This is a genomic window from Micromonospora sp. NPDC047644 (assembly GCF_040704315.1).
Taxonomy (GTDB): Bacteria; Actinomycetota; Actinomycetes; order Mycobacteriales; family Micromonosporaceae; genus Micromonospora.
Map to the genome: position 1 here is coordinate 1 of NZ_JBEYSY010000033.1, position 17,830 is coordinate 17,830.

The window sequence follows — 17,830 nt, forward strand, 5'->3', positions numbered from 1 at the left end:
GACTCCGCCGACGCCAACCAGGCCGCCTACCAGATCAGCGTCGAGCACCTCGCCGACTGGATCGCCACCCGCGGCTACGCCACCAGCTGACCCCCCGACAAGCACCACCAGCACGCCCAGCACACACCGAAGGGCCGGACCCCCACCAGGGCCCGGCCCTTCGTCGTCTTTCCACCATCTGCGGCACGTATTGACAATTGTCGACTTCAGCGTGAGGCTGGGGAGCAGTGAGAGCGCTCTCTCGCACCGGCCCAACCGGCCACCACCCAGTCTGGCCAGGCACAACTCCGATGCCTTCGGCGGCGGCACCGGAGCTGTCCCTGACCCGTCCCCCGACAGGAGTCACGATGGACAGGGCCGCACCCCTCTCCGGCATCCCCCGCCGACTGCGCCTCGCCACGGCGATCGGCGCCCTGCTGGTGCTACTCGGCACGTACCTGGTGTCCACCACCAACCGGGCCGACGCCGCCCCCGGCGGAGCCGACTTCGGCACCAACGTCATCCGGGTCGCCGAGTTCCCCGCCGACTGCACCTACAGCCACCGGCTGCCGGACGACCCGATCATCTTCCCCGGGCTGCCCGGGGCCTCGCACATGCACAGCTTCTTCGGCAGCACTGTGACGAACGCCAGGACCACCCTGCCCGACCTGGTCAACTCGCCCACCACCTGCAACCCGCGGGTGGACGTCTCGTCGTACTGGGTGCCGACCCTCTACCGGGACAACGTCGCGGTGGAGCCGGCAATCGCCACGTTCTACTACCTGGGCGAGGGCGTACGCGCCGACGTCGTCGCGAACACCCAGCCGTTCCCGCTCGGGCTGCGGCTCGTCGCCGGCAACGCGAAAGCCACCGGGCCGAACGACAGCATCGCCCGCTGGTCCTGCCTGCACGCCGGGCACGTGCCGCCGTCGAAGGACTTCGTCAACTGCCCGTCGGGCACGATGCTGGAGTCGTACCTGGACTTCCCGCAGTGCTGGAACGGCCGTGACCTCGACTCGCCGGACCACAAGAGCCACCTGGCGTACCCGGTGAACCAGGCCTGCCCGAGCACCCACCCGGTGCACGTGCCGAAGTTGCGCCAGGTGCTGCGGTACCCGGTCACCGGCGATCCGTCGCGGTTCCGGCTGGCCTCCGGGCCGGGCTACACCATGCACGGCGACTTCTTCAACGCCTGGCCGGTGGCGGAGTTGGCCCGCCGGGTCCAGGACTGCATCCGTCCCGTCATCAAGTGCGGTCACGACGGCCGACCGATCTGAGCGACAGCTCCGCGCCACGGCGGCGGGTCCGGTCACCCGGGCCCGCCGGCCTGGTCGGGAAGGGAGATCGGATGCGCCAGCGCGCAGTGTCCACGGCGCTCGTCGCCGTGCTGCTCGTCGCCGGCTGCGGCCCCGGGTCCCGGGACGCGGCCAGCACCGCCACGCCACCTGCGGCCGCGCCAGCGGCGACGACCGCGCCGACCCCCACGGGTACGGCGTTCAACCCCACCGACGTCGCCTGGCTGCAACTGACCGTGGCGATGACCGAACGCCTGCTGCCCGTGCTCGAGCTGGTGCCGGCGCGGACCACCGACCCGGCCTGGCGGCAGACGGCCACCCAGGTGGCGACCACCCGGCGCGCCGATCTGGACTCCGCCCGCCGGCTACTGGCCGACGCCGCCGCCCCGACCACGAATCCGCACGAGGGCCACGACATGCCGGGCATGGCCACCGCGCAGGAGATGGCCGCGCTGCGAGCGGCCAACGGGCAGCCGTTTCACCGCCTGCTCGCCGGGCACCTGCGGGCGCATCTCGCACAGTCGGTCCGGATCGCCACCGCGGAGCAGCAGAGCGGAGTCCAGCCGGCGACCGTCGCGCTGGCGGCGGCCGTGGCGCGGTCCGGCACCGCCGACCTCGAACGACTCGATCACCTCGACCCCGCGTAGCCGCGGGCTCAGTGGGCGGCCGGGCGGGCCGGCCCGAGGCGGGTGACCACACCGACGACGTGGAACAGCCGACGAGGCTCAGGCGGCGTAGCGGGCGGCGAGATCGACGACGCGCCGGGCGGCGGCCACCATCGCCCGGTCGGCGAACCGACCGTCGGGCAGGACCACTGTCCCCGAGTCGCGCTGGTGTGCGTCCGCCACGGCGGCCAGCAGCTCCGCGGCGCGGGCCACCTCCCGGTCGGCCGGCCGGAACGCGTCGACGATCACCGGAAGCTGGCGTGGGTGGATCGCCGCACGACCGAGGAAGCCGAGCCGTCGGCCCGTCGCGCAGGAGGCGGCCAGACCGGCGAGGTCGACGACGTCGGCGTACACCGACATGGCCGGTGGGGCCAGACCGGCCGCGCGGGCCGCGACCACCACCCGGCCGCGCGCCCAGAGCAGCCCGTCGTCGTCGCTCACCCCCAGATCCGAGCGCAGGTCGGCCTCACCGAGCCCGATCGAGGCCACCGCCGGGTGGGCGGCGGCGATCGGGTACGCGGCCTCCAGCCCGGCCGCCGACTCGATCAGCGGGTGCAGGGGCACGTCGACCCGTTCGGTGAGGGCCGCCAGCGTCGCGGCCGACTCGACCTTCGGCAGCCGCAGCCCGGCCAACCCGGGCCGGCCCACCACCGCCGTCAGGTCGGCATCGAGGTCGGGGCCGGTCAGTTCGTTGACCCGGACCTGCACGGGCACCGGGTGCGCCTCGGTGAGGAACTCGGCGACGGCGTCCCGGGCGTACGCCTTGCGTCCGGCGACCACGGCGTCCTCCAGGTCGAGGATGACCGCGTCGGCACCGGAGGCGACCGCCTTGGCGAACCGGTCCGGGCGATCGCCGGGTACGTAGAGCCAGCTCAACAGCATCAGAGCACCCCCCGCTCGCGCAGCGCGGCCAACTCCTCGGCGCTCAGGCCGAGCGCGCCGAAGACCGTGTCGGTGTCCTGGCCGTGCCGCCGGCCGGCGTGCCGGATCTCGCCGGGCGTCTCGGTGAGGCGGAACGGCACGTTCTGCATCCGTACCTCGCCCAGTTCCTCGTCCGGCACGGTGCGCACGGTGCCCAGCGCGGCGTACTGCGGGTCGGCGAGGATGTCGCGCACGTCGTAGACGGGGGCGACCGCGGCCTGGGCCTCCTCGAACGCGGCCACCACCTCGTCGCGGTCGCGTTGCGACACCCAGGCGCTCACCGCCGCGTCCAACTCGTCGGCGTGGGCGGCCCGCCCGCTGCCGGTGGCGAACCACGGCTCGTCGATCAGCTCGCCGCGGCCGACCAGCCGCAGCACCCGCTCGGCGATGCTCTGCGCGCTGGTGGAGACCGCCACCCAGCGCCCGTCGGCGCAGCGGTACGTGTTGCGCGGGGCGTTGTTGTTGGAGCGGTTGCCCAGCCGGGGCTGGAGGTAGCCGAGCTGGTCGTACCAGGTGACCTGCGGCCCGAGCATCGCCATGATCGGCTCGATGATGGCGAGGTCGACCACCTGCCCGGTGCCGGTGACGTCGCGGGCCCGCAGGGCGAGCATCACCGCGTACGCGGCGGCGAGCGCGCTCACCGAGTCGGCCAGCCCGAACGGTGGCAGCGTGGGCGGCCCGTCCGGTTCCCCGGTGGCCGCGGCGAAACCGCTCATCGCCTCGGCGAGGGTGCCGAAGCCGGGCCGGCGGGCGTACGGGCCGGCCTGCCCGAACCCGCTGATCCGCGCGATCACCAGCCGGGGGTTGACGGCGTGCAGCTCGGCCGGGCCGAGCCCCCACCGTTCCAGGGTGCCGGGGCGGAAGTTCTCCACCAGCACGTCGGCGTCGGCCAGCAGCCGGCGCAGCAATGCCGCGCCGTCGGGGTCGGAGAGGTTGAGGGTGACGGTGCGCTTGTTGCGCCCGAGCACCTTCCACCAGAGCCCGACACCGTCGCGGGCCGGGCCGTGCCCCCGGGACGGGTCCGGCTTCGCCGGATGCTCCACCTTGATCACGTCGGCGCCGAAGTCACCGAGGAACGCCGCCGCAAGCGGCCCGGCGAAGAGGGTGGCCAGGTCGACGACCTTGACGCCGTCCAGTGGCGCGGTCACCGGGTCACCTCCGGCAGGTCGGCCGCACAACGGAAGCCGACCTGTTCGGAGCGGGCGAGACCGGCACCGGTGAGCAGCAGCTTCACCGACACGTCCGCCGGTTGCGGGCCGCCGTCGAGGTACCAGTCGGAGCCCTGCGCCCGGTACTGGGCACCGCCCTTGAGGATAACGAAGCGGGTACGACCGTCGGAGTGCTCGCTCTCGGTCAGGTTCCACACCAGCGGTTCCCGCCGTACGAGCAGCCCCGCCTCGGCGGCGACCTGCCACTCGTCCTCGGTGGGCAGGCGCAGCCCGGCCCACGCCGCGTACGCCCGCGCGTCGGCCAGGTCGACCCCGGTGACCGGGGCGTCGGCCGGACCGGAGCCGGCGGTGAACCGCTCCGGGCGCACCGGAACATAGCCGGCGGCGCGCAGGAACTCGGCGTACTCGCCGTGGGTGACCTCGTGCACGGCGATGGCGAACCGGCCGAGGCGCACACTGCGCCGCAGCGTGCCGGGGTGGTGCAGCCGGGGCGGCAGGGGCTTCCACTCGTCGACGTAGGGCGCTTCGCCGTACAGCCCGGTCTCCCGTACCCGGTGCCGGACGACCAGGTCGTGCCGGCCGCCCTCGACGGCGACCAGGCCCGGCGGCACCTGCGGTCGGGGCGCCCACGGGGTACGGAAGCGTACCGCCTCGCGGGCCGGGAAGGACGGGTCGCCGGTCGGCGGCTCGTGCCGGTGCGCGGAGGCGGGTCCGCGCGCGACGGCCGCGATCGCGCCGGCGGGGAGCGGGCCGCCCACCGCCAGTCGACCGTCGGCGGTCTCGGTGACGGTCAACGCGGCACCGGTGACCAGGTCGACGAAGTGTCGGCCAGCGCTCGGGTCGGTGACCAGCCACGGGCCGTCGTGGTCCGCGCCCCGGTTCACCACCGTCCACAGCGGCTCGTCGTCGTGCGTCCAGCGGGACGCGTACACCTGGCCGTCGCCGGGGTGGTCGGCGAGCGGCACCCAGTCCTCGGCGCGCAACCACGCCGCGTGGCTGCTCTGCACCCGGCGCATCGCCCGCAGCACCGCGCGGTCGCGCTCGTTCCAGCCGACCCAGACGCCGAAGACGCTCTCCCAGACCAGCACGCCGACGCCGTTGAGCCAGGCCGAGTGCAGCTCGTCGAGGTGGTCGCGATGCCAGCGCCGGGTGTGGTGCAGCACGTGCCGTCGCTCGAACCACTTCGCCCGCAGCACACCGGGCACCTCGGAGTCGGCGAACCACTGCGCCCAGGACAGGGCGTGGTCGGCGATGCGGGCCAGCGGCACCCGGCTCTCGCCCTCCAGGACCATGCCGGGGCGCACCGCGTCCAGCGCGGCGCGCAGCTCCCCGGCGCCCTCCTTGAGGGTGTCCAGGAAGACCCCGTCGACGCCGAGCTTGCCGGCCAGCGTGGCGACCTCCTCGGCGTCACTGCCCACCTCGCGCCGGGTGCCGGTGTCCCACGGGTTGTAGTCGACGAAGACCCGCACCCCACGCTGCTGGAACGCGCGCACCACATCGGGCAGCTCGGGCACGTCCCGGTACCAGTCGAACTGGTTGCGGTCGTCGAGGCCGATGACCGGGTACGCGTGCCAGAGCACCACCCCGTCGAAGCCGCCGAAGTCCCGCCCGGCCGCGTCGAGGAACTCGTCGACGGTGAAGACGCCGCGTTCGTGGTCGTAGAGCGTCTCGTCCCAGAGCCAGGCCAGGCAGACGCTGAAGCAGTCACCGGCGATCTCGTCGTAGTGCTCGCCGACGTAGCCGATCCGCTCCCGGGCGTCGACCCGCCACCGGGCGATCTGTTCCCGCCAGGCCGGCCAGTCGGCCAGGTCGGCGGGGGCGGCGAAGATCTTCGCCTCGTCCAGGGTGCTCAGGTCGGCGTGCCCGCCCAACGGCACCTCGGTCGGCCGGTCGATCGGGCGCGGGACGTACGGGTTGAAGCTCACGGTGCACCTCGGTAGGTCGCGTCGTAGAGGGCGTCGATGGCCGGCCGGTCGGGCAGGGCGGTGGACGCTCCGGGCCGCTGGGCACAGGCCGCGCCGGCGGCGCAGGCCCAGCGCAGGCTGGCGGTGACGGTGTCCTCGTTGCTGGCGCCGCCGCGTTCGGCCCAGCTCACGGCGAGCGCGCCGGTGAACGCGTCACCGGCGGCGGTGGTGTCCACCGCGTCGATCTGCGGCGCCGGGACCGCGAGACGCAGGCCGTGTCGATCGGCGTACGCTGCCCCGCGCGCGCCGAGGGTGAGCACCACCCGGGGCACCAGCTTCAGCAGGGCGTCGAGCAGCACCGGCGGGTCGTCGGAGGTGACCTCGGCGACGACCGCCGCCTCGTGCTCGTTGACCACCAGCACGTCGACCAGGTCGAGCAGGGCGGCGGGCAGCGCGGCGGCCGGCGCGGCGTTCAGCACCACCGTGGTGCCGTCGGCCCGGGCCCAGCTCGCCGCCTGGAGCACCGCGGTCAGCGGCACCTCCAGTTGCAGCAGCAGCACGTCGGCCGCCGCGATCGTCGCCCGGTCGTCCGCGTCCAGCTCGGTCAGCGTGCCGTTGGCGCCGGGCGCGACCAGGATGAAGTTCTCCGCGTCCCGGTCGACAGCGATCAACGCGACACCGGAGGGGCCGGCAGCGGTCCGCAGACCCCGGACGTCCACGCCGGCGTCGACGAGACTCGCCCGCATCCGGGTACCGAACTCGTCGTCGCCCACCGCGCCCACGAAGTCGCAGGCCGCACCGGCCCGGGCGGCGGCGACGGCCTGGTTGGCGCCCTTGCCGCCGGCTACGGTCCGGAAGTTCTCGCCGAGCACCGTCTCACCGGGGCTGGGCAGTCGCGTCGCCGTGACCACCAGGTCCAGGTTGCTGCTGCCCACCACCGCCACCCGCGCGCTCATGCCACCCTCCCTTCCGTCGCCGGCTGCGCCAGGGCGAGGGTCCGCCCGGCCAGCTCGTCGAAGCCGATCCCGTCGAAGCCGGCGATGCTGCTGGCCAGCCGGTTGCGCAGCGGGGCGACCCAGCGCTGCGGCAACCCGGACGCGCCGGTGAGCGCTCCGGTCACCGCGCCGACCGTCGCGCCGGTCGAGTCGGTGTCCCAGCCGCCGCTGACCACGGCGGTGATCGACCGTTCCAGGTCCCCCCGCCCGTACGCCAGGGCGGCGGCCACCAGCGCCGCGTTGTTGCGCACGTGCACCCAGTGCAGGTGGCCGTGTCGGGCGTACAGCTCGTCGACGACGCTCTCCCAGTCGTCGGTGCCCGCGCCGAGGGCACGTGCCTCCCGGACCGTGGCGGCGAACCGGCTGTTCGGCGGCAGCACCGCCTCGGCGGCGTCCAGCACCTCGTCCACGGTGTTCGCGACCGGGGCCGCGGCGGCCAGGGCCGCCGCCCAGATCGCGCCGTGCACCCCGCCCCGGACGTGGCTGACCGTCGCGTCGCGCACCGCCAGCTCGGCGGCGCGGTCCGGCCGGCCGGGGTTGACCCAGCCGTACACGTCGGTGCGGATCTGCGCGCCGATCCACTCCCGGAACGGGTTGTGCCGGCGGGCGCTCTGCGGCGGCGGGTAGCCGAGCAGCAGGTTGCGGTAGGCCACCCGCTCGGCGGTGAAGACCCGCCCGCCGGGCAGCCAGTCCAGCCACGCCTGCGCCACGTCGGCGCTGGTGAAGCCCCGACCGTGCGTCTCCAGCACGCGCAGGGCCAGCAGCGCGTAGTTCAGGTCGTCATCCTCGGGCATCCCGTCGATGTTCTCGGCGAGGCTGGTCGGCGCGCTGCGCCGGTTCCACGGCCAGCGGGCGGCCACGTCGGCCGGGAGCCCCTTCGCGGTGAACCAGTCGCCCAGTGGCCACCGGTCGGTAGCGGTGAGGATCTCCCGGATGCCCGCGCGGGGGATCTTCTCCACCGGCTTGCCGAGCAGGCAGCCGACCGCCCGGCCGAGCCACCCGCCGTGCAGCCGGTCGTACGCCGCCTCGGTCGGCAGCGACCAGGTGGTCGGCCACCCGGCGCGCAGCGAGGCCAGGTCGTCGGCCTCGTCGGTGGTGTCGACGGCGGGCAACGCGTCGGCGGCGTCCAGCAGCTCCGTGGCGAGGGCCCGCAGCCGCGGCGACGCCGGGTTCACCGACGCCCCGCTGACCGGCGGGGTGAGGTCCCCGCCGGCCGCCGTCCAGCGCGCGGCGAGCGCGGTGACGTCGCGTCCCTCGTCCCGGCTGGCGGCCAACTCGTGCGGCAGCAGGTCCTCCGGTTGAACCCAAGTGATCCTCACCGGGTCGACTCCTGCGCCAGCGCGGCGAAGCGGTCGGCTCGGCGGGCGAACCGGGCCTGGTCGCGCTCGAAGACCTCACCGGCCACCGTCGCGAGGACCCGGGCCGGTTCCACCAGGTCGGTCTTGGAGGCGGTGGCGACCACGTCGGACCATTCCGCCGGCACCGCCGCCGCGCCACCGAGCGCCCCGGCGATGGCGGCGGCCATGGTGGCGGTGGAGTCGGCGTCGCGGCCGTAGTTGACCGAGCCGAGCACCGCGGCCCGGAAGTCGCCGCCGGCCACCACGAGCATGCCGAGAGCCACCGGCAGCTCCTCGATGGCGTGCAGGCGACTGGGCCGCCGCGCGCCGAGGCCGGGGCTGCGGTACTCCTCCCCCACCGTGTCGTAGGGGGCGACCGCGGCCCGCAGCGCCGGGATGGCCTGCTTCCAGTCGTGGTGGCCGCGAGCCTCCTTGACCACTGCGTCAATGGCCGCGCGGGTGCCGTCACGGGCCACGTCCAGGGCTGCGGAGACGACGTCCTCGACGCCCGCGCCGGGGGTCGCGGCCGCCGCGACCGAGGCCGCGAACACGGCGGCGGCCTCCCGCCCATAGCTGTGCTGGTGCGCGCCGGCGATCTCCACGGCCTCGGCGTACGCCCCGGCCGGGTCGCCCGCGTTGACGATGCCGACCGGTGCCATGTACATGGCCGCGCCACAGTTGACGATGTTGCCGACCCCGGCCTCGCGGGGGTCCGCGTGGGCGTGGTGCAGTCGGGTGACCAGCCACCGTTCGGCGGCGGCGAGCCGGTGGAAGGTCACCCCGTCGCGCTCCAGGTCGGGGATGTAGACCACCCGCTCGATCAGGTCGGGAACCAGCAGGTCCACCACGTCGAAGGCATCCAGGTGGTCCCGTTTGGCCGCGTAGGCGCGGACCAGGGCGTGGGTCATCAACGTGTCGTCGGTGAGGTGCCCGTCGCCCTTGTGGTACGGCGCGAGGGGTCGCGCGGTGGCCCAGTCGGCGTGGTACGGGGGCACGATGCCCTCGACCCAGCCGCCGAAGCGGGCCCGGATCTGCTCGGGCAGCGCCGTCTCGGTGGCGCCACCCAGGGCATCTCCGACCGCGGCGCCGACCAGGCAACCAACCGATGTGTCGAGCAAGAGTGACATGTCGTTACCTCAGAACCTGCTTGCCACCGTCGACCAGCTGCGTGCCGAGCTGATCGAGGGTGATCTTGTTGGCGAAGTACTGCTGGAGAGCCGGGGTGGCGTACTTGGTCTTCCACTCCGGGTAGCCGTCGGCCTGCTGGAACGGGGCGACGGTCAGGTCCGTGGCGCTGTCCGCGGCGACGTCCCAGCCCTGCTTGCCGTCGGTGAGCGTGACCAGTTGCTCGTTGGCCTGCTTGCCGGTCGGCACCAGCCAGTCGCCCTTGGCCAGGGCGGCCATGTTGGTCGGGTTGAGGAAGTACTCCAGGAACTGCGCGGCCTGCTTCTTGTGCCTGCTGTCCTCGGAGATCGACAGCGTCTGCGGGTTGGCGGCCTGCTTGGTGGAGAGGCCCTTGATCGGGGGCAGGGTGACCCACTCGAAGCCGGCCGGCGCCTGCTCGACCATCTGCTGGCGCAGCGACACCGAGCCGGGCAGCATCGCGTACTTGCCGCCGAAGAAGCCGGGCAGGGTGTCCGCGCCGCTCATGCCGAGCGCCTCCGGCGAGGCGGACTTGGCGGTGTAGAGCATGTCGTGGATCCGCTTCGGGATCTCCTTCTCCGCGTCGCCGACCTTGACCTCGGTGCGCCCACCGTCGCCGTAGAAGAACCTGCCGTCGTAGTTGAGCGCCAGGTTGAGCACCCGGTTGGTCGGCGACTTCAACGCCCACGCCGCGCCGTACTGGCCGGGCTTGGTGAGCTTCTGCGCGTTGCTCTGGAACTCGTCCCAGGTCCAACCGCCGTCGGCCGGCGGGACCGCGACACCCGCGGCGTCGAGCAGCTTCTTGTTGGCGATGACGACCTGCGACTCCAGCAGGAACGGCACGCCGGTGACCTTGCCGTCGGTGGTGGCGGTGTCCCAGATGCCCTTGTCGATCTGCCCCTTGAGGTCGTCGGAGACCAGGTCGGAGAGGTCGGCCAGATAGCCCTGCTTGCTGAACTCGCCGATCGAGGACGCCTCGTAGTGCACGATGTCCGGCGCGTCGCCGCCCTCGAAGGAGGTCAGCAGCTGGTCGTGGACCGAGTTCCAGTCACCCTGGACGTACTCGACCTGGATGTCCGGGTGCTCGGCGTTCCACTTGGCGACCAGGTCCTTGTTGACCTGGAGCGACTCCTTCTGCCAGGCGAGGCTGAGGAAGCGCAGCTTGGCGGGGCCGGAGCCGGCCTCGTCGTCGCCGCCGGACCCGCACGCGCTGAGCGCGCCGAGGCCGACGACCGCGACCGCGGCGGCCGCCGCGAGTCGACGGAATCGGGTACGAAGCATGGGGGGTTACCTCCTTGGTGGTGGTTCGGGGGACGCCTCAGCCCTTGACCGCGCCCGCGAGCGACCCGGACGAGAGCCGGCGCTGCATGAACGCGAAGAAGATCAGGCTGGGCAGGGTGGCGAGTAGCGAACCGGCGGCCAGCGGCCCCAGTCGGGCGGTGCCCTCGATGCCGACGAACCGGGCCAGCGCCACCGGCAGGGTGGCCAGCTCCGGAGTCTTGATCAGGACCAGGGCGAAGAAGAACTCGTTCCAGGCCGAGATGAAGGAGAACAGGGCGGTCGCCACGAGGCCCGGGGCGAGCAGCGGGAACACCACCCGGCGCAGCACCTGCACGCGGCTCGCGCCGTCGACCGAGGCCGCCTCCTCCAACTCCCGAGGGATGTTGCGGACGAAGCCCTGCAACATCCACAGCGCGAACGGCAGCGCCCAGACCACGTAGATCAGCACCAGCCCGGCGTGCGTGTTGGCCAGACCGACCTGCCGCAGCACCAGGAAGATCGGGATGATCAGCAGGACGAACGGGAAGAGCTGGGACAGCAGCACCCAGCCCAGCGCGGCGGTGCCGAGCTTGGAGCGGAACCGGGCGAGGGCGTACGACGCGGGCATGGCGACCAGCACGGTCAGCACGGCCGAGGCGAGCGAGACCTGGAGGCTGTTGAGCGCCGCGCGGCCCAGCTCCTGTTCGGTGAACGCCTGCACGAAGTTCTGCAGTGTCGGGTTGTCCGGGATCAACGTCGGGTGCAGGCGGACCAGCTCGCGCGGCGGTTTGAACGCCGTGGAGAGCAGCCAGACCAGCGGGAACCCGAGGAAGATCAGGTAGCCGGCGAGCGCCAGGTACTGCAGAGTCCGGCTCGTGCGGCTCGGTTTTCCGAACATGTCAGTTCGCCTCCCTGAGCCGGCGACGGAGATAGACCGCGAGCAGCGCGATGATGATCACGACCATGACGTTGCCGAGTGCCGCCGCGTAGCCGTAGTTGCCGTAGCGGAACGCCTCCTCGTACGCGAACAGCATCGGCAGCATCGTCTTGCCGCCCGGCCCACCCGCGGTCAGCACGTAGACCAGGCCGAACGAGTTGAAGTTCCAGATGAAGTCCAGCGAGGTGATCGCCACGATCACCGGCGCCAGCGCGGGCAGCGTGACGTGTCGGAACCGGTGCCAGGTGCTCGCCCCGTCCACCGCCGCCGCCTCGTGCAGCTCACGTCCCACGCCCTGCAGGCCGGCCAGCAGGACGACGGTGGTCTGCGGCATGCCCGCCCAGACCCCGACGATGATCACCGCGGGCAGGGCGGTGCTGAAGTCGCCCAGCCAGTTCGTCCGCAGTCCGTCGGCGCCGACGCGGTGGAAGAACTCGTTGATCAGGCCGGCGTCGGGGTGGTAGACGAGCTTCCACAGGATGCCGACGACGACGGGCGGCATCGCCCAGGGCACGACGGCCAGCACCCGCGCCACACCGCGGAACCGCAGTTGCTGGTTGAGCAGCAGCGCCAGCCCGAGGGCGAGCAGGAACTGCAACACGGTCACCCCGACCGCCCAGAGAAGGCCGATCTTGAACGAGTTCCAGAACAGCTCGTCGCCGAGGAGGTCCCGGTAGTTGGCCAGGCCGGTGAAGCTGACCTCGACGTTGCGACCGGCGCGAGCGTCGGTGAATCCGAGGTAGATGCCGCGCAGCAGCGGGAAAACCGACAGCACCAGGATCGGCAGCAGCGACGGCAGCAGGAGAAGGTAGATGGTGGTGCGGTCGGAGCGGAACCGGCTGGGCCGGCGGGCCGGCTCGGCCCGTTCGACGTCCGGCCGCTCGGTCAGGGTGGTCATGCGGTCACCCCTTCGCTGGACGGGTGGGTGGTGGGTGGGCCGGCGGGTCGAGGGACCGGCAGGGTCGCGGCGCTGGACGCGCGAACGACGAGACTTGGCGGCACCTGCTCGCGGCGCGGCGGCAGTGTGGCGTCGGCGATGCGGTGCAGGAGCAGTTCGGCGGCCCGGCGACCACGCTCGGCCGAGCCGAGCGAGACGCTGGAGAGCTGGGGAAACATCATCCGGGCCAGTTCGGTGTCGTCCATGCCGACCAGGGCGACGTCCTGCGGCACCCGACGGCCGGCGACCAGCAGGGCGTGCAGCGCGCCGACCGCGATGAGGTCGTTGGCGCAGACCAGGGCGTCCGGGTCGGCGCGGGCGAGCAGTCGCTCGGTGGCGGCGCGGCCGGCCGCGTACTGGAAGTCGCCGACCTCGATCAGCTCGGCGTCGAGCGGGATGCCGTGTCGGGTCAGGGCGGCCCGGAACCCGGCGTCACGGGCGGCGCCCGGAACGGTGTCGAGCGGGCCGTTGACGAAACCGATCCGCCGTCGGCCGGTGGCGACGAGATGGTCCACGGCCAGCGCCACACCGTGGCGCGAGTCGGTACGCACGTTGTCGATCGGCGCGTCCGCGCCGAGCTGGCCGACGACCACCACCGGCACCGGACTGTCCACCAGCGCGCTGAGGTGGTCGTCGGTGACCCGGATCGGCGAGACGATCATGCCGTCCACGTAGCGGTTGGCCAGTCGCCGCAGCAGCGCGGTCTCGTTGTCGATCCGCCCGCCGGTGGCGTGCACCAGCAGTTGCCGCCCGGAGGACGCGACCACGGCCTCGATGGCCCGCATCATCTCCACGTAGACCGGGTTGCCGATGTCCTCCACCGCGAGCGCGATCAGACCGGTGCGCTGGGACTGCAACGACCGGGCGATCGCGTTGGGCACGTAGCCCACCTCCGCCGCCGCCGCACGAACCTTGCGGATCGTCTCGGGGCTGCCGCCGACGCCGTTGAGCACCCGCGAGGCCGACGCGATGGAGACGCCGGCGCGGGCGGCGACGGTGTGCACCGTGGGCCGGCCGTCCGCCGGTTCCTGTAAACGTTTACGACCCACGTTCGGCACCTCCACCCGATAGCTGTAAACGTTTCCGGGGAGTCTGCTCCGCAAGTGGCGGAGAGGTCAAGGGCCCGTTACGAAAACGTTTCCAACCCCCGCAACCCGCACCCCACCCCACCGACCCCCACCGACCCCCACCCCACCCGCACACCCGCTCACCCCCGCAACCCCTGCGTTGATCATGAAGTTGTTGCCCTGCGCAGCGGCGTGTCGTGGCAATAACTTCATGATCAACGGCTCGGGGGTGGGGGGGTGGGTGGGGTGGGGTGGGGGGTGGGTTCAGGTGAGGAGGTGGAGCTGTGGGCCGGGCCAGCGGGAGCGGAGTCTGCGGTCGTGGCTGGCCACCACGACGGCACCCGGGCCGGTGCCCAGCGCGTCCTCCAACTCGTCGCAGAGCGTCGGCGAGAGGTGGTTGGTGGGCTCGTCGAGCAGGAGCAGCTCCGGCGGATCGGCGACGAGCACCGCGAGGGCGAGCCGACGGCGCTGTCCCACCGACAGGTCGGCCACCGGGCGGTCGAGGTCCGCCGGGGCGAGCAGCCCGAGAGACGACAGCGGTACGGCAGCGGCCCGCGCCACGCCGACGGCCGCCTCGAAGACCTGCCGGGCCGTTCGCCGCGCATCCGCGAAGACGCTGTCCTGGGTGAGTAGGCCGATCCGCAGTTCCGGTCGTCGCCAGAGCGCTCCGGCACCGGTCAGCCGGCCGGCGAGGACGGCCAGCAGGGTCGACTTGCCAGCGCCGTTGGAGCCGGTCACCAACAGCCGGTCGCGGGACCTGAGTTCCAGATGCGACACCCACAGTCGGCCGGGAACCTCCAGCCGCTCCGCCGTGACGATGAGGCCGTCACTGTCGCCGACGGCGAGCGCCCTGGCCTGAAAGCGCAACGGCTCCGCCGGCACCGGAATGGGGTCGCGCTCGATCGTCTCCAGTCGACGGACGGCGTCGCGGACGCGCCGGGAGATCTGGTTCTGGACACGGCCGGCGGTGTGCCCGTACCCCATCTTCTCGCTGTCGCGCGGGCCCCGGCCGGGGGCGACCTGGTGCCCGGTCACGGCGGCGGCCTCGCGCAGGTCGGCGAGGAGCGCCTGCTCGTCGTCGTAGCGCCGCCGCCACCGTTGCGCCTCGGCGCGCTTCGCCGTCAGGTACGCGGTGTAGCCGCCGCCGAAGCGGACCGGCCCGTCGACCGCCGGGTCCAGGTCGATGAGATCGGTGCAGACCGCGTCCAGGAAGGCCCGGTCGTGACTGGCCACCACGACCACTCCCGGCATGGCACGGATCTGGTCCTCGCAGAACGCCGCCGCCGCGTCGTCGAGATGGTTGGTGGGCTCGTCGAGCAGCAGCGCGCTCGGCCGGCGGATCAACGTCGCCGCCAGGGCGAGCCGACCACGTTGCCCGCCGGAGAGCGCACCCACCATGCGGTCGTGGGGCAGCCCGCCGAGACCGAGGCCGTCGAGGACCGTGGCGGCACGCCGGTCGGCGTCCCAGGCGTCGCGGTCCTGCGCCCGCTCCAGCACCTCGCCGTACGCGGCCAGCAACCGGTCGTGCCGCTCGGTGCCCTCCGGCGCGTCGGCGAGCGCGACGCCGATCCGGTCCAGCTCGGCGAGGTCGGCGCGAGCCTCGCGCAGCGCGTCGTCGAGGACGGCGGCGATGGTGGCGGATGCCCGCAACGGTAGTTCCTGGTGCAGGAAGCCGACGTCCGGTGGACGAGTGACGGTGCCGGACTCGGGTACGTCGATGCCGGCCAGGACCCGCAACAGGGTCGTCTTGCCGGTGCCGTTCTCGCCGATCAGGCCGATGCGGTGGCCGGGCGCGGCGGTCAGGGAGACGCCGTCGAGCACCCGGCGGTCGCCACGGATCCGCACGAGGTCATGGGCGATGAGAGCAGGTCGAACGGGCATGGGGAACCTCGGATGACGACGATCCGGGGCGCACACCGGCACCCCGGCGCAAGCAGGACATGACGACGGAGGCCGCGGCGACGAAGGCGCGATCACGCGCCCGTCGGCGGCCGGTCCGGGTGCTCACCCGGAGATGTCGTCGTCACCTGCCACGTCTGCTCCGATCTCCCAGAACTCGGGCACAACAATAACCGTGCCGGCTCCGGCTCAGCTCCCGCCCGTGCTCGACGATCTGTTGGCCAACGGCAGATCCTGACCCGATCAGGCCGTCCGGGAACTTGCCCGCAGGGAGTCGATGGTGAGATCGAGGGCCGCTTCCAGGTGGTCGGTCTTTCCGGTGGAGAGCAGCAGGAGTACGCCGCCCTGGATGCCGGCGAGCAGCGCCGCGGCGGCGCGGTCGGCGTCCACGTCCGCGGAAATGTCCCCGGTCGACTGCATGTGCCGGACGCCGTCGGCGATCGCGTTCTGCCAGCGCCACATGAGCCCGGTCACGATCGCCTGCGCGCCCGGCGCCCGCCGTCCGGTCTGGCCGAGCAGACCGTTGAGCGGGCATTTCACCCCCTGTGCCCGGTAGCGCTCGATCAGCCGGTCGCGCCACGCCAGCCAGGCCGGCCAGGACGTCAGGTTGCTGAGCATCGGCTCCTGGTCGAGGAGGACCTGGTCGGCCTCGTGCTGGGCCACCGCCAGCAGCAGTTCTTCCTTTCCGTCCGGGAAATAGTGGAAGAGTTGACCCTTGCTGGCGCCGGTGTGGGCCATCACATCCTCGAGGCGTACCTCGTCGACGCCGCGCTCACGGATCTCGGCGGCGGCGCCGGCGACGATCCGCGCCCGGGTGGCCTCGCCCTTGCGGGTCAGCGCCCTTGTCATGCGACCTCCCTCACCGCTTGCCCCTCGCGCCTGCCCGTCCAACCCTAGCTCGGGTTTTGGACTTGCAGGTCCAATTTTGTCGAGCAAAGGTCTGGAAAACGGTCCGCTCGGGGCCGCCACGTGATCGAGAGGACGCCACGATGAACCACTACTACCTGCTCGGCAAGTCGGGTCTGCGGGTGAGCCGGCTGGCGCTGGGCACCATGAACTTCGGCGTCGACGGGTTCCACGCCGCGTACGGAAAGACCGAGGAGGAGGCCGAGCCGATCTTCCGCCGGTATCTGGAATCGGGCGGGAACTTCATCGACACGGCGGACTTCTACACCGCCGGCGAGAGCGAAAAGATCCTCGGTCGGCTGATCGAGCGGGCCGGCGTGCGCGAACGGCTCGTGCTCACCAGCAAGTTCACCAACACCGTCGACCCGAGCGACCCGAACGCGAGTGGCAACGGCCGTAAGCACATCATGCGGGCCGTCGAGGCGTCGCTGAGCCGACTGGGCACCGACTACATCGACCTGTACCTGCTGCACACCTGGGACCGGATCACGCCCGTCGAGGAGGTCGTGCACACCCTCGACGACCTGGTACGCGCCGGCAAGATCCGGTACGCCGGTCTCTCCGACGTACCGGCCTGGTACGCCGCCCGGGCGCAGAGCTACGCCGAGGCGCACGGCCTGGCCCCGATGATCAACCTGCAACTGCCGTACTCCCTGGTGAGCCGCGACATCGAGGCGGAGTTCGTGGCGATGGCCCAGACGATGGGCATGGGGCTCACCGCGTGGAGCCCGATCGCCGGCGGCCTGCTCAGCGGCAAGTACCGGCGCAGCGACGACGGCCTGAGCGGGACCGGCCGGTTGACCACTCCCAACGCCGGAGGTCGCGAGATCAGCCCCAGCGACTGGCAGGTCATCGACGCCCTGGAGAGCGTCGCCACCGAACTGGGCCGCAGCATGGCCCAGGTCGCGATCAACTGGGTAGCCACCCAACCGGCCGTGGCCTCAGTGATCATCGGCGCGAGCAGCCCCGAGCAGATCGGCAGCAACTTCGAGGCGCTCGACTTCGAGATCCCGGCCGACGCCCGTCGCCGTCTCGACGAGGCCAGCGCTCCGCAACTCGGGGTGCCCTACGTGATGTTCACCCCGCAGTACCAGTCCTGGGTGGTCAGCCCCGGCCTCGCCATCGGCGACAAGCCCGCCGGCTACGCCCCGCCGGTGTTCAACGCCAAGTAAAAAACCAAACCCCGTCCCGCCCCCGCCCCCGCCCCCGCCCCCGCCCTCGCCCTCGCCCTCGCCGATCTTGCACTTTCTGTCCCGACATAAGGGGCGTCCCACTCATGTCGACAACCGCAAGTGCAAGATCGGCGGGGGCGGGGCTGGGGCGGGGCCCGCCGTGTCGGGCGGCCATCGCCGCGCCGAGGACCAGCGTGGCGGGTGCGGTGCCGATGCCCAGCCACGCGCCGACCGCCGCAGATCG

At 72.6% G+C, this 17,830-nt stretch carries 15 protein-coding genes and 1 pseudogene; 4 read left to right on the forward strand and 12 right to left on the reverse strand.

Translation table 11 applies throughout. The features are described from left to right. From AB0877_RS31275 to AB0877_RS31285, 3 genes and pseudogenes are all read left to right on the forward strand, one after another. Positions 1-90 (forward strand): annotated as a pseudogene (locus tag AB0877_RS31275) (phytochelatin synthase); the annotation flags it as partial. Between the two features lie 257 nt (positions 91-347). Then, entirely contained in the window at positions 348-1,256 is a 909-nt protein-coding gene (locus AB0877_RS31280; RefSeq protein WP_366613399.1) for a DUF1996 domain-containing protein, read from the forward strand. Between the two features lie 71 nt (positions 1,257-1,327). Beyond that, positions 1,328-1,921, forward strand: coding sequence for a DUF305 domain-containing protein (locus tag AB0877_RS31285; protein WP_366613401.1), 594 nt, complete (start codon positions 1,328-1,330; stop codon positions 1,919-1,921). A 78-nt stretch (positions 1,922-1,999) separates the two neighbouring features. Here AB0877_RS31285 and AB0877_RS31290 read toward each other — a convergent pair whose 3' ends face one another. From AB0877_RS31290 to AB0877_RS31345, 12 genes are all read right to left on the reverse strand, one after another. Next, positions 2,000-2,821 carry a CoA ester lyase gene (locus AB0877_RS31290; protein WP_366613403.1) on the reverse strand — a complete coding sequence of 274 codons (822 nt, stop codon included), beginning with the start codon at positions 2,819-2,821 and terminating at the stop codon, positions 2,000-2,002. Beyond that, positions 2,821-4,008, reverse strand: a complete 1,188-nt coding sequence (locus AB0877_RS31295; RefSeq protein ID WP_366613405.1) for a CoA transferase — start codon at positions 4,006-4,008, stop codon at positions 2,821-2,823. Before AB0877_RS31295 ends, AB0877_RS31290 begins: the two co-directional genes overlap by 1 nt. Then, positions 4,005-5,954 (reverse strand): SUMF1/EgtB/PvdO family nonheme iron enzyme, encoded by a 1,950-nt coding sequence (locus tag AB0877_RS31300; RefSeq protein WP_366613407.1) that lies wholly within the window; start codon positions 5,952-5,954, stop codon positions 4,005-4,007. The genes AB0877_RS31295 and AB0877_RS31300 overlap by 4 nt, the downstream gene beginning before the upstream one ends. Continuing rightward, positions 5,951-6,889 carry a ribokinase gene (locus AB0877_RS31305; RefSeq protein ID WP_366613409.1) on the reverse strand — a complete coding sequence of 313 codons (939 nt, stop codon included), beginning with the start codon at positions 6,887-6,889 and terminating at the stop codon, positions 5,951-5,953. Before AB0877_RS31305 ends, AB0877_RS31300 begins: the two co-directional genes overlap by 4 nt. After that, positions 6,886-8,247: an ADP-ribosylglycohydrolase family protein gene (locus AB0877_RS31310; protein WP_366613411.1), complete on the reverse strand. Its 1,362-nt coding sequence runs from the start codon at positions 8,245-8,247 to the stop codon at positions 6,886-6,888. Before AB0877_RS31310 ends, AB0877_RS31305 begins: the two co-directional genes overlap by 4 nt. Then, entirely contained in the window at positions 8,244-9,392 is a 1,149-nt protein-coding gene (locus tag AB0877_RS31315; protein WP_366613413.1) for an ADP-ribosylglycohydrolase family protein, read from the reverse strand. The genes AB0877_RS31310 and AB0877_RS31315 overlap by 4 nt, the downstream gene beginning before the upstream one ends. A gap of 4 nt (positions 9,393-9,396) precedes the next feature. After that, positions 9,397-10,689 carry a sugar ABC transporter substrate-binding protein gene (locus tag AB0877_RS31320; RefSeq protein WP_366613415.1) on the reverse strand — a complete coding sequence of 431 codons (1,293 nt, stop codon included), beginning with the start codon at positions 10,687-10,689 and terminating at the stop codon, positions 9,397-9,399. Between the two features lie 37 nt (positions 10,690-10,726). After that, a complete protein-coding gene (locus AB0877_RS31325; protein WP_088989072.1) occupies positions 10,727-11,566 on the reverse strand; it encodes a carbohydrate ABC transporter permease in 840 nt (279 codons plus the stop codon). A gap of 1 nt (position 11,567) precedes the next feature. Beyond that, entirely contained in the window at positions 11,568-12,503 is a 936-nt protein-coding gene (locus AB0877_RS31330) for a sugar ABC transporter permease (RefSeq protein ID WP_366613417.1), read from the reverse strand. Continuing rightward, entirely contained in the window at positions 12,500-13,591 is a 1,092-nt protein-coding gene (locus tag AB0877_RS31335; protein WP_366613419.1) for a LacI family DNA-binding transcriptional regulator, read from the reverse strand. Before AB0877_RS31335 ends, AB0877_RS31330 begins: the two co-directional genes overlap by 4 nt. Positions 13,592-13,873: 282 nt before the next feature. Beyond that, positions 13,874-15,490 carry an ABC-F family ATP-binding cassette domain-containing protein gene (locus AB0877_RS31340; RefSeq protein ID WP_366613421.1) on the reverse strand — a complete coding sequence of 539 codons (1,617 nt, stop codon included), beginning with the start codon at positions 15,488-15,490 and terminating at the stop codon, positions 13,874-13,876. A 261-nt stretch (positions 15,491-15,751) separates the two neighbouring features. Next, on the reverse strand, positions 15,752-16,357 hold the full coding sequence (locus AB0877_RS31345) for a TetR/AcrR family transcriptional regulator (RefSeq protein WP_366613422.1): 606 nt from the start codon (positions 16,355-16,357) through the stop codon (positions 15,752-15,754). 140 nt (positions 16,358-16,497) lie between these two features. Between AB0877_RS31345 and AB0877_RS31350 the strand changes: the two genes are divergently transcribed. Beyond that, entirely contained in the window at positions 16,498-17,586 is a 1,089-nt protein-coding gene (locus AB0877_RS31350; protein WP_366613423.1) for an aldo/keto reductase, read from the forward strand. The last annotated feature ends 244 nt before the right edge of the window (positions 17,587-17,830 follow it).

What these genes read in the sequence shown, in the direction of transcription:
- AB0877_RS31305 (WP_366613409.1), bottom strand. Translation starts at nt 6,889, where the DNA reads ATGAGCGCGCGGGTGGCGGTGGTGGGCAGCAGCAACCTGGACCTGGTG.
- AB0877_RS31330 (WP_366613417.1), bottom strand. Translation starts at nt 12,503, where the DNA reads ATGACCACCCTGACCGAGCGGCCGGACGTCGAACGGGCCGAGCCGGCC.
- AB0877_RS31345 (WP_366613422.1), bottom strand. Translation starts at nt 16,357, where the DNA reads ATGACAAGGGCGCTGACCCGCAAGGGCGAGGCCACCCGGGCGCGGATC.
- AB0877_RS31340 (WP_366613421.1), bottom strand. Translation starts at nt 15,490, where the DNA reads ATGCCCGTTCGACCTGCTCTCATCGCCCATGACCTCGTGCGGATCCGT.
- AB0877_RS31290 (WP_366613403.1), bottom strand. Translation starts at nt 2,821, where the DNA reads ATGCTGTTGAGCTGGCTCTACGTACCCGGCGATCGCCCGGACCGGTTC.
- AB0877_RS31315 (WP_366613413.1), bottom strand. Translation starts at nt 9,392, where the DNA reads ATGTCACTCTTGCTCGACACATCGGTTGGTTGCCTGGTCGGCGCCGCG.
- AB0877_RS31325 (WP_088989072.1), bottom strand. Translation starts at nt 11,566, where the DNA reads ATGTTCGGAAAACCGAGCCGCACGAGCCGGACTCTGCAGTACCTGGCG.
- AB0877_RS31280 (WP_366613399.1), top strand. Translation starts at nt 348, where the DNA reads ATGGACAGGGCCGCACCCCTCTCCGGCATCCCCCGCCGACTGCGCCTC.
- AB0877_RS31350 (WP_366613423.1), top strand. Translation starts at nt 16,498, where the DNA reads ATGAACCACTACTACCTGCTCGGCAAGTCGGGTCTGCGGGTGAGCCGG.
- AB0877_RS31285 (WP_366613401.1), top strand. Translation starts at nt 1,328, where the DNA reads ATGCGCCAGCGCGCAGTGTCCACGGCGCTCGTCGCCGTGCTGCTCGTC.
- AB0877_RS31320 (WP_366613415.1), bottom strand. Translation starts at nt 10,689, where the DNA reads ATGCTTCGTACCCGATTCCGTCGACTCGCGGCGGCCGCCGCGGTCGCG.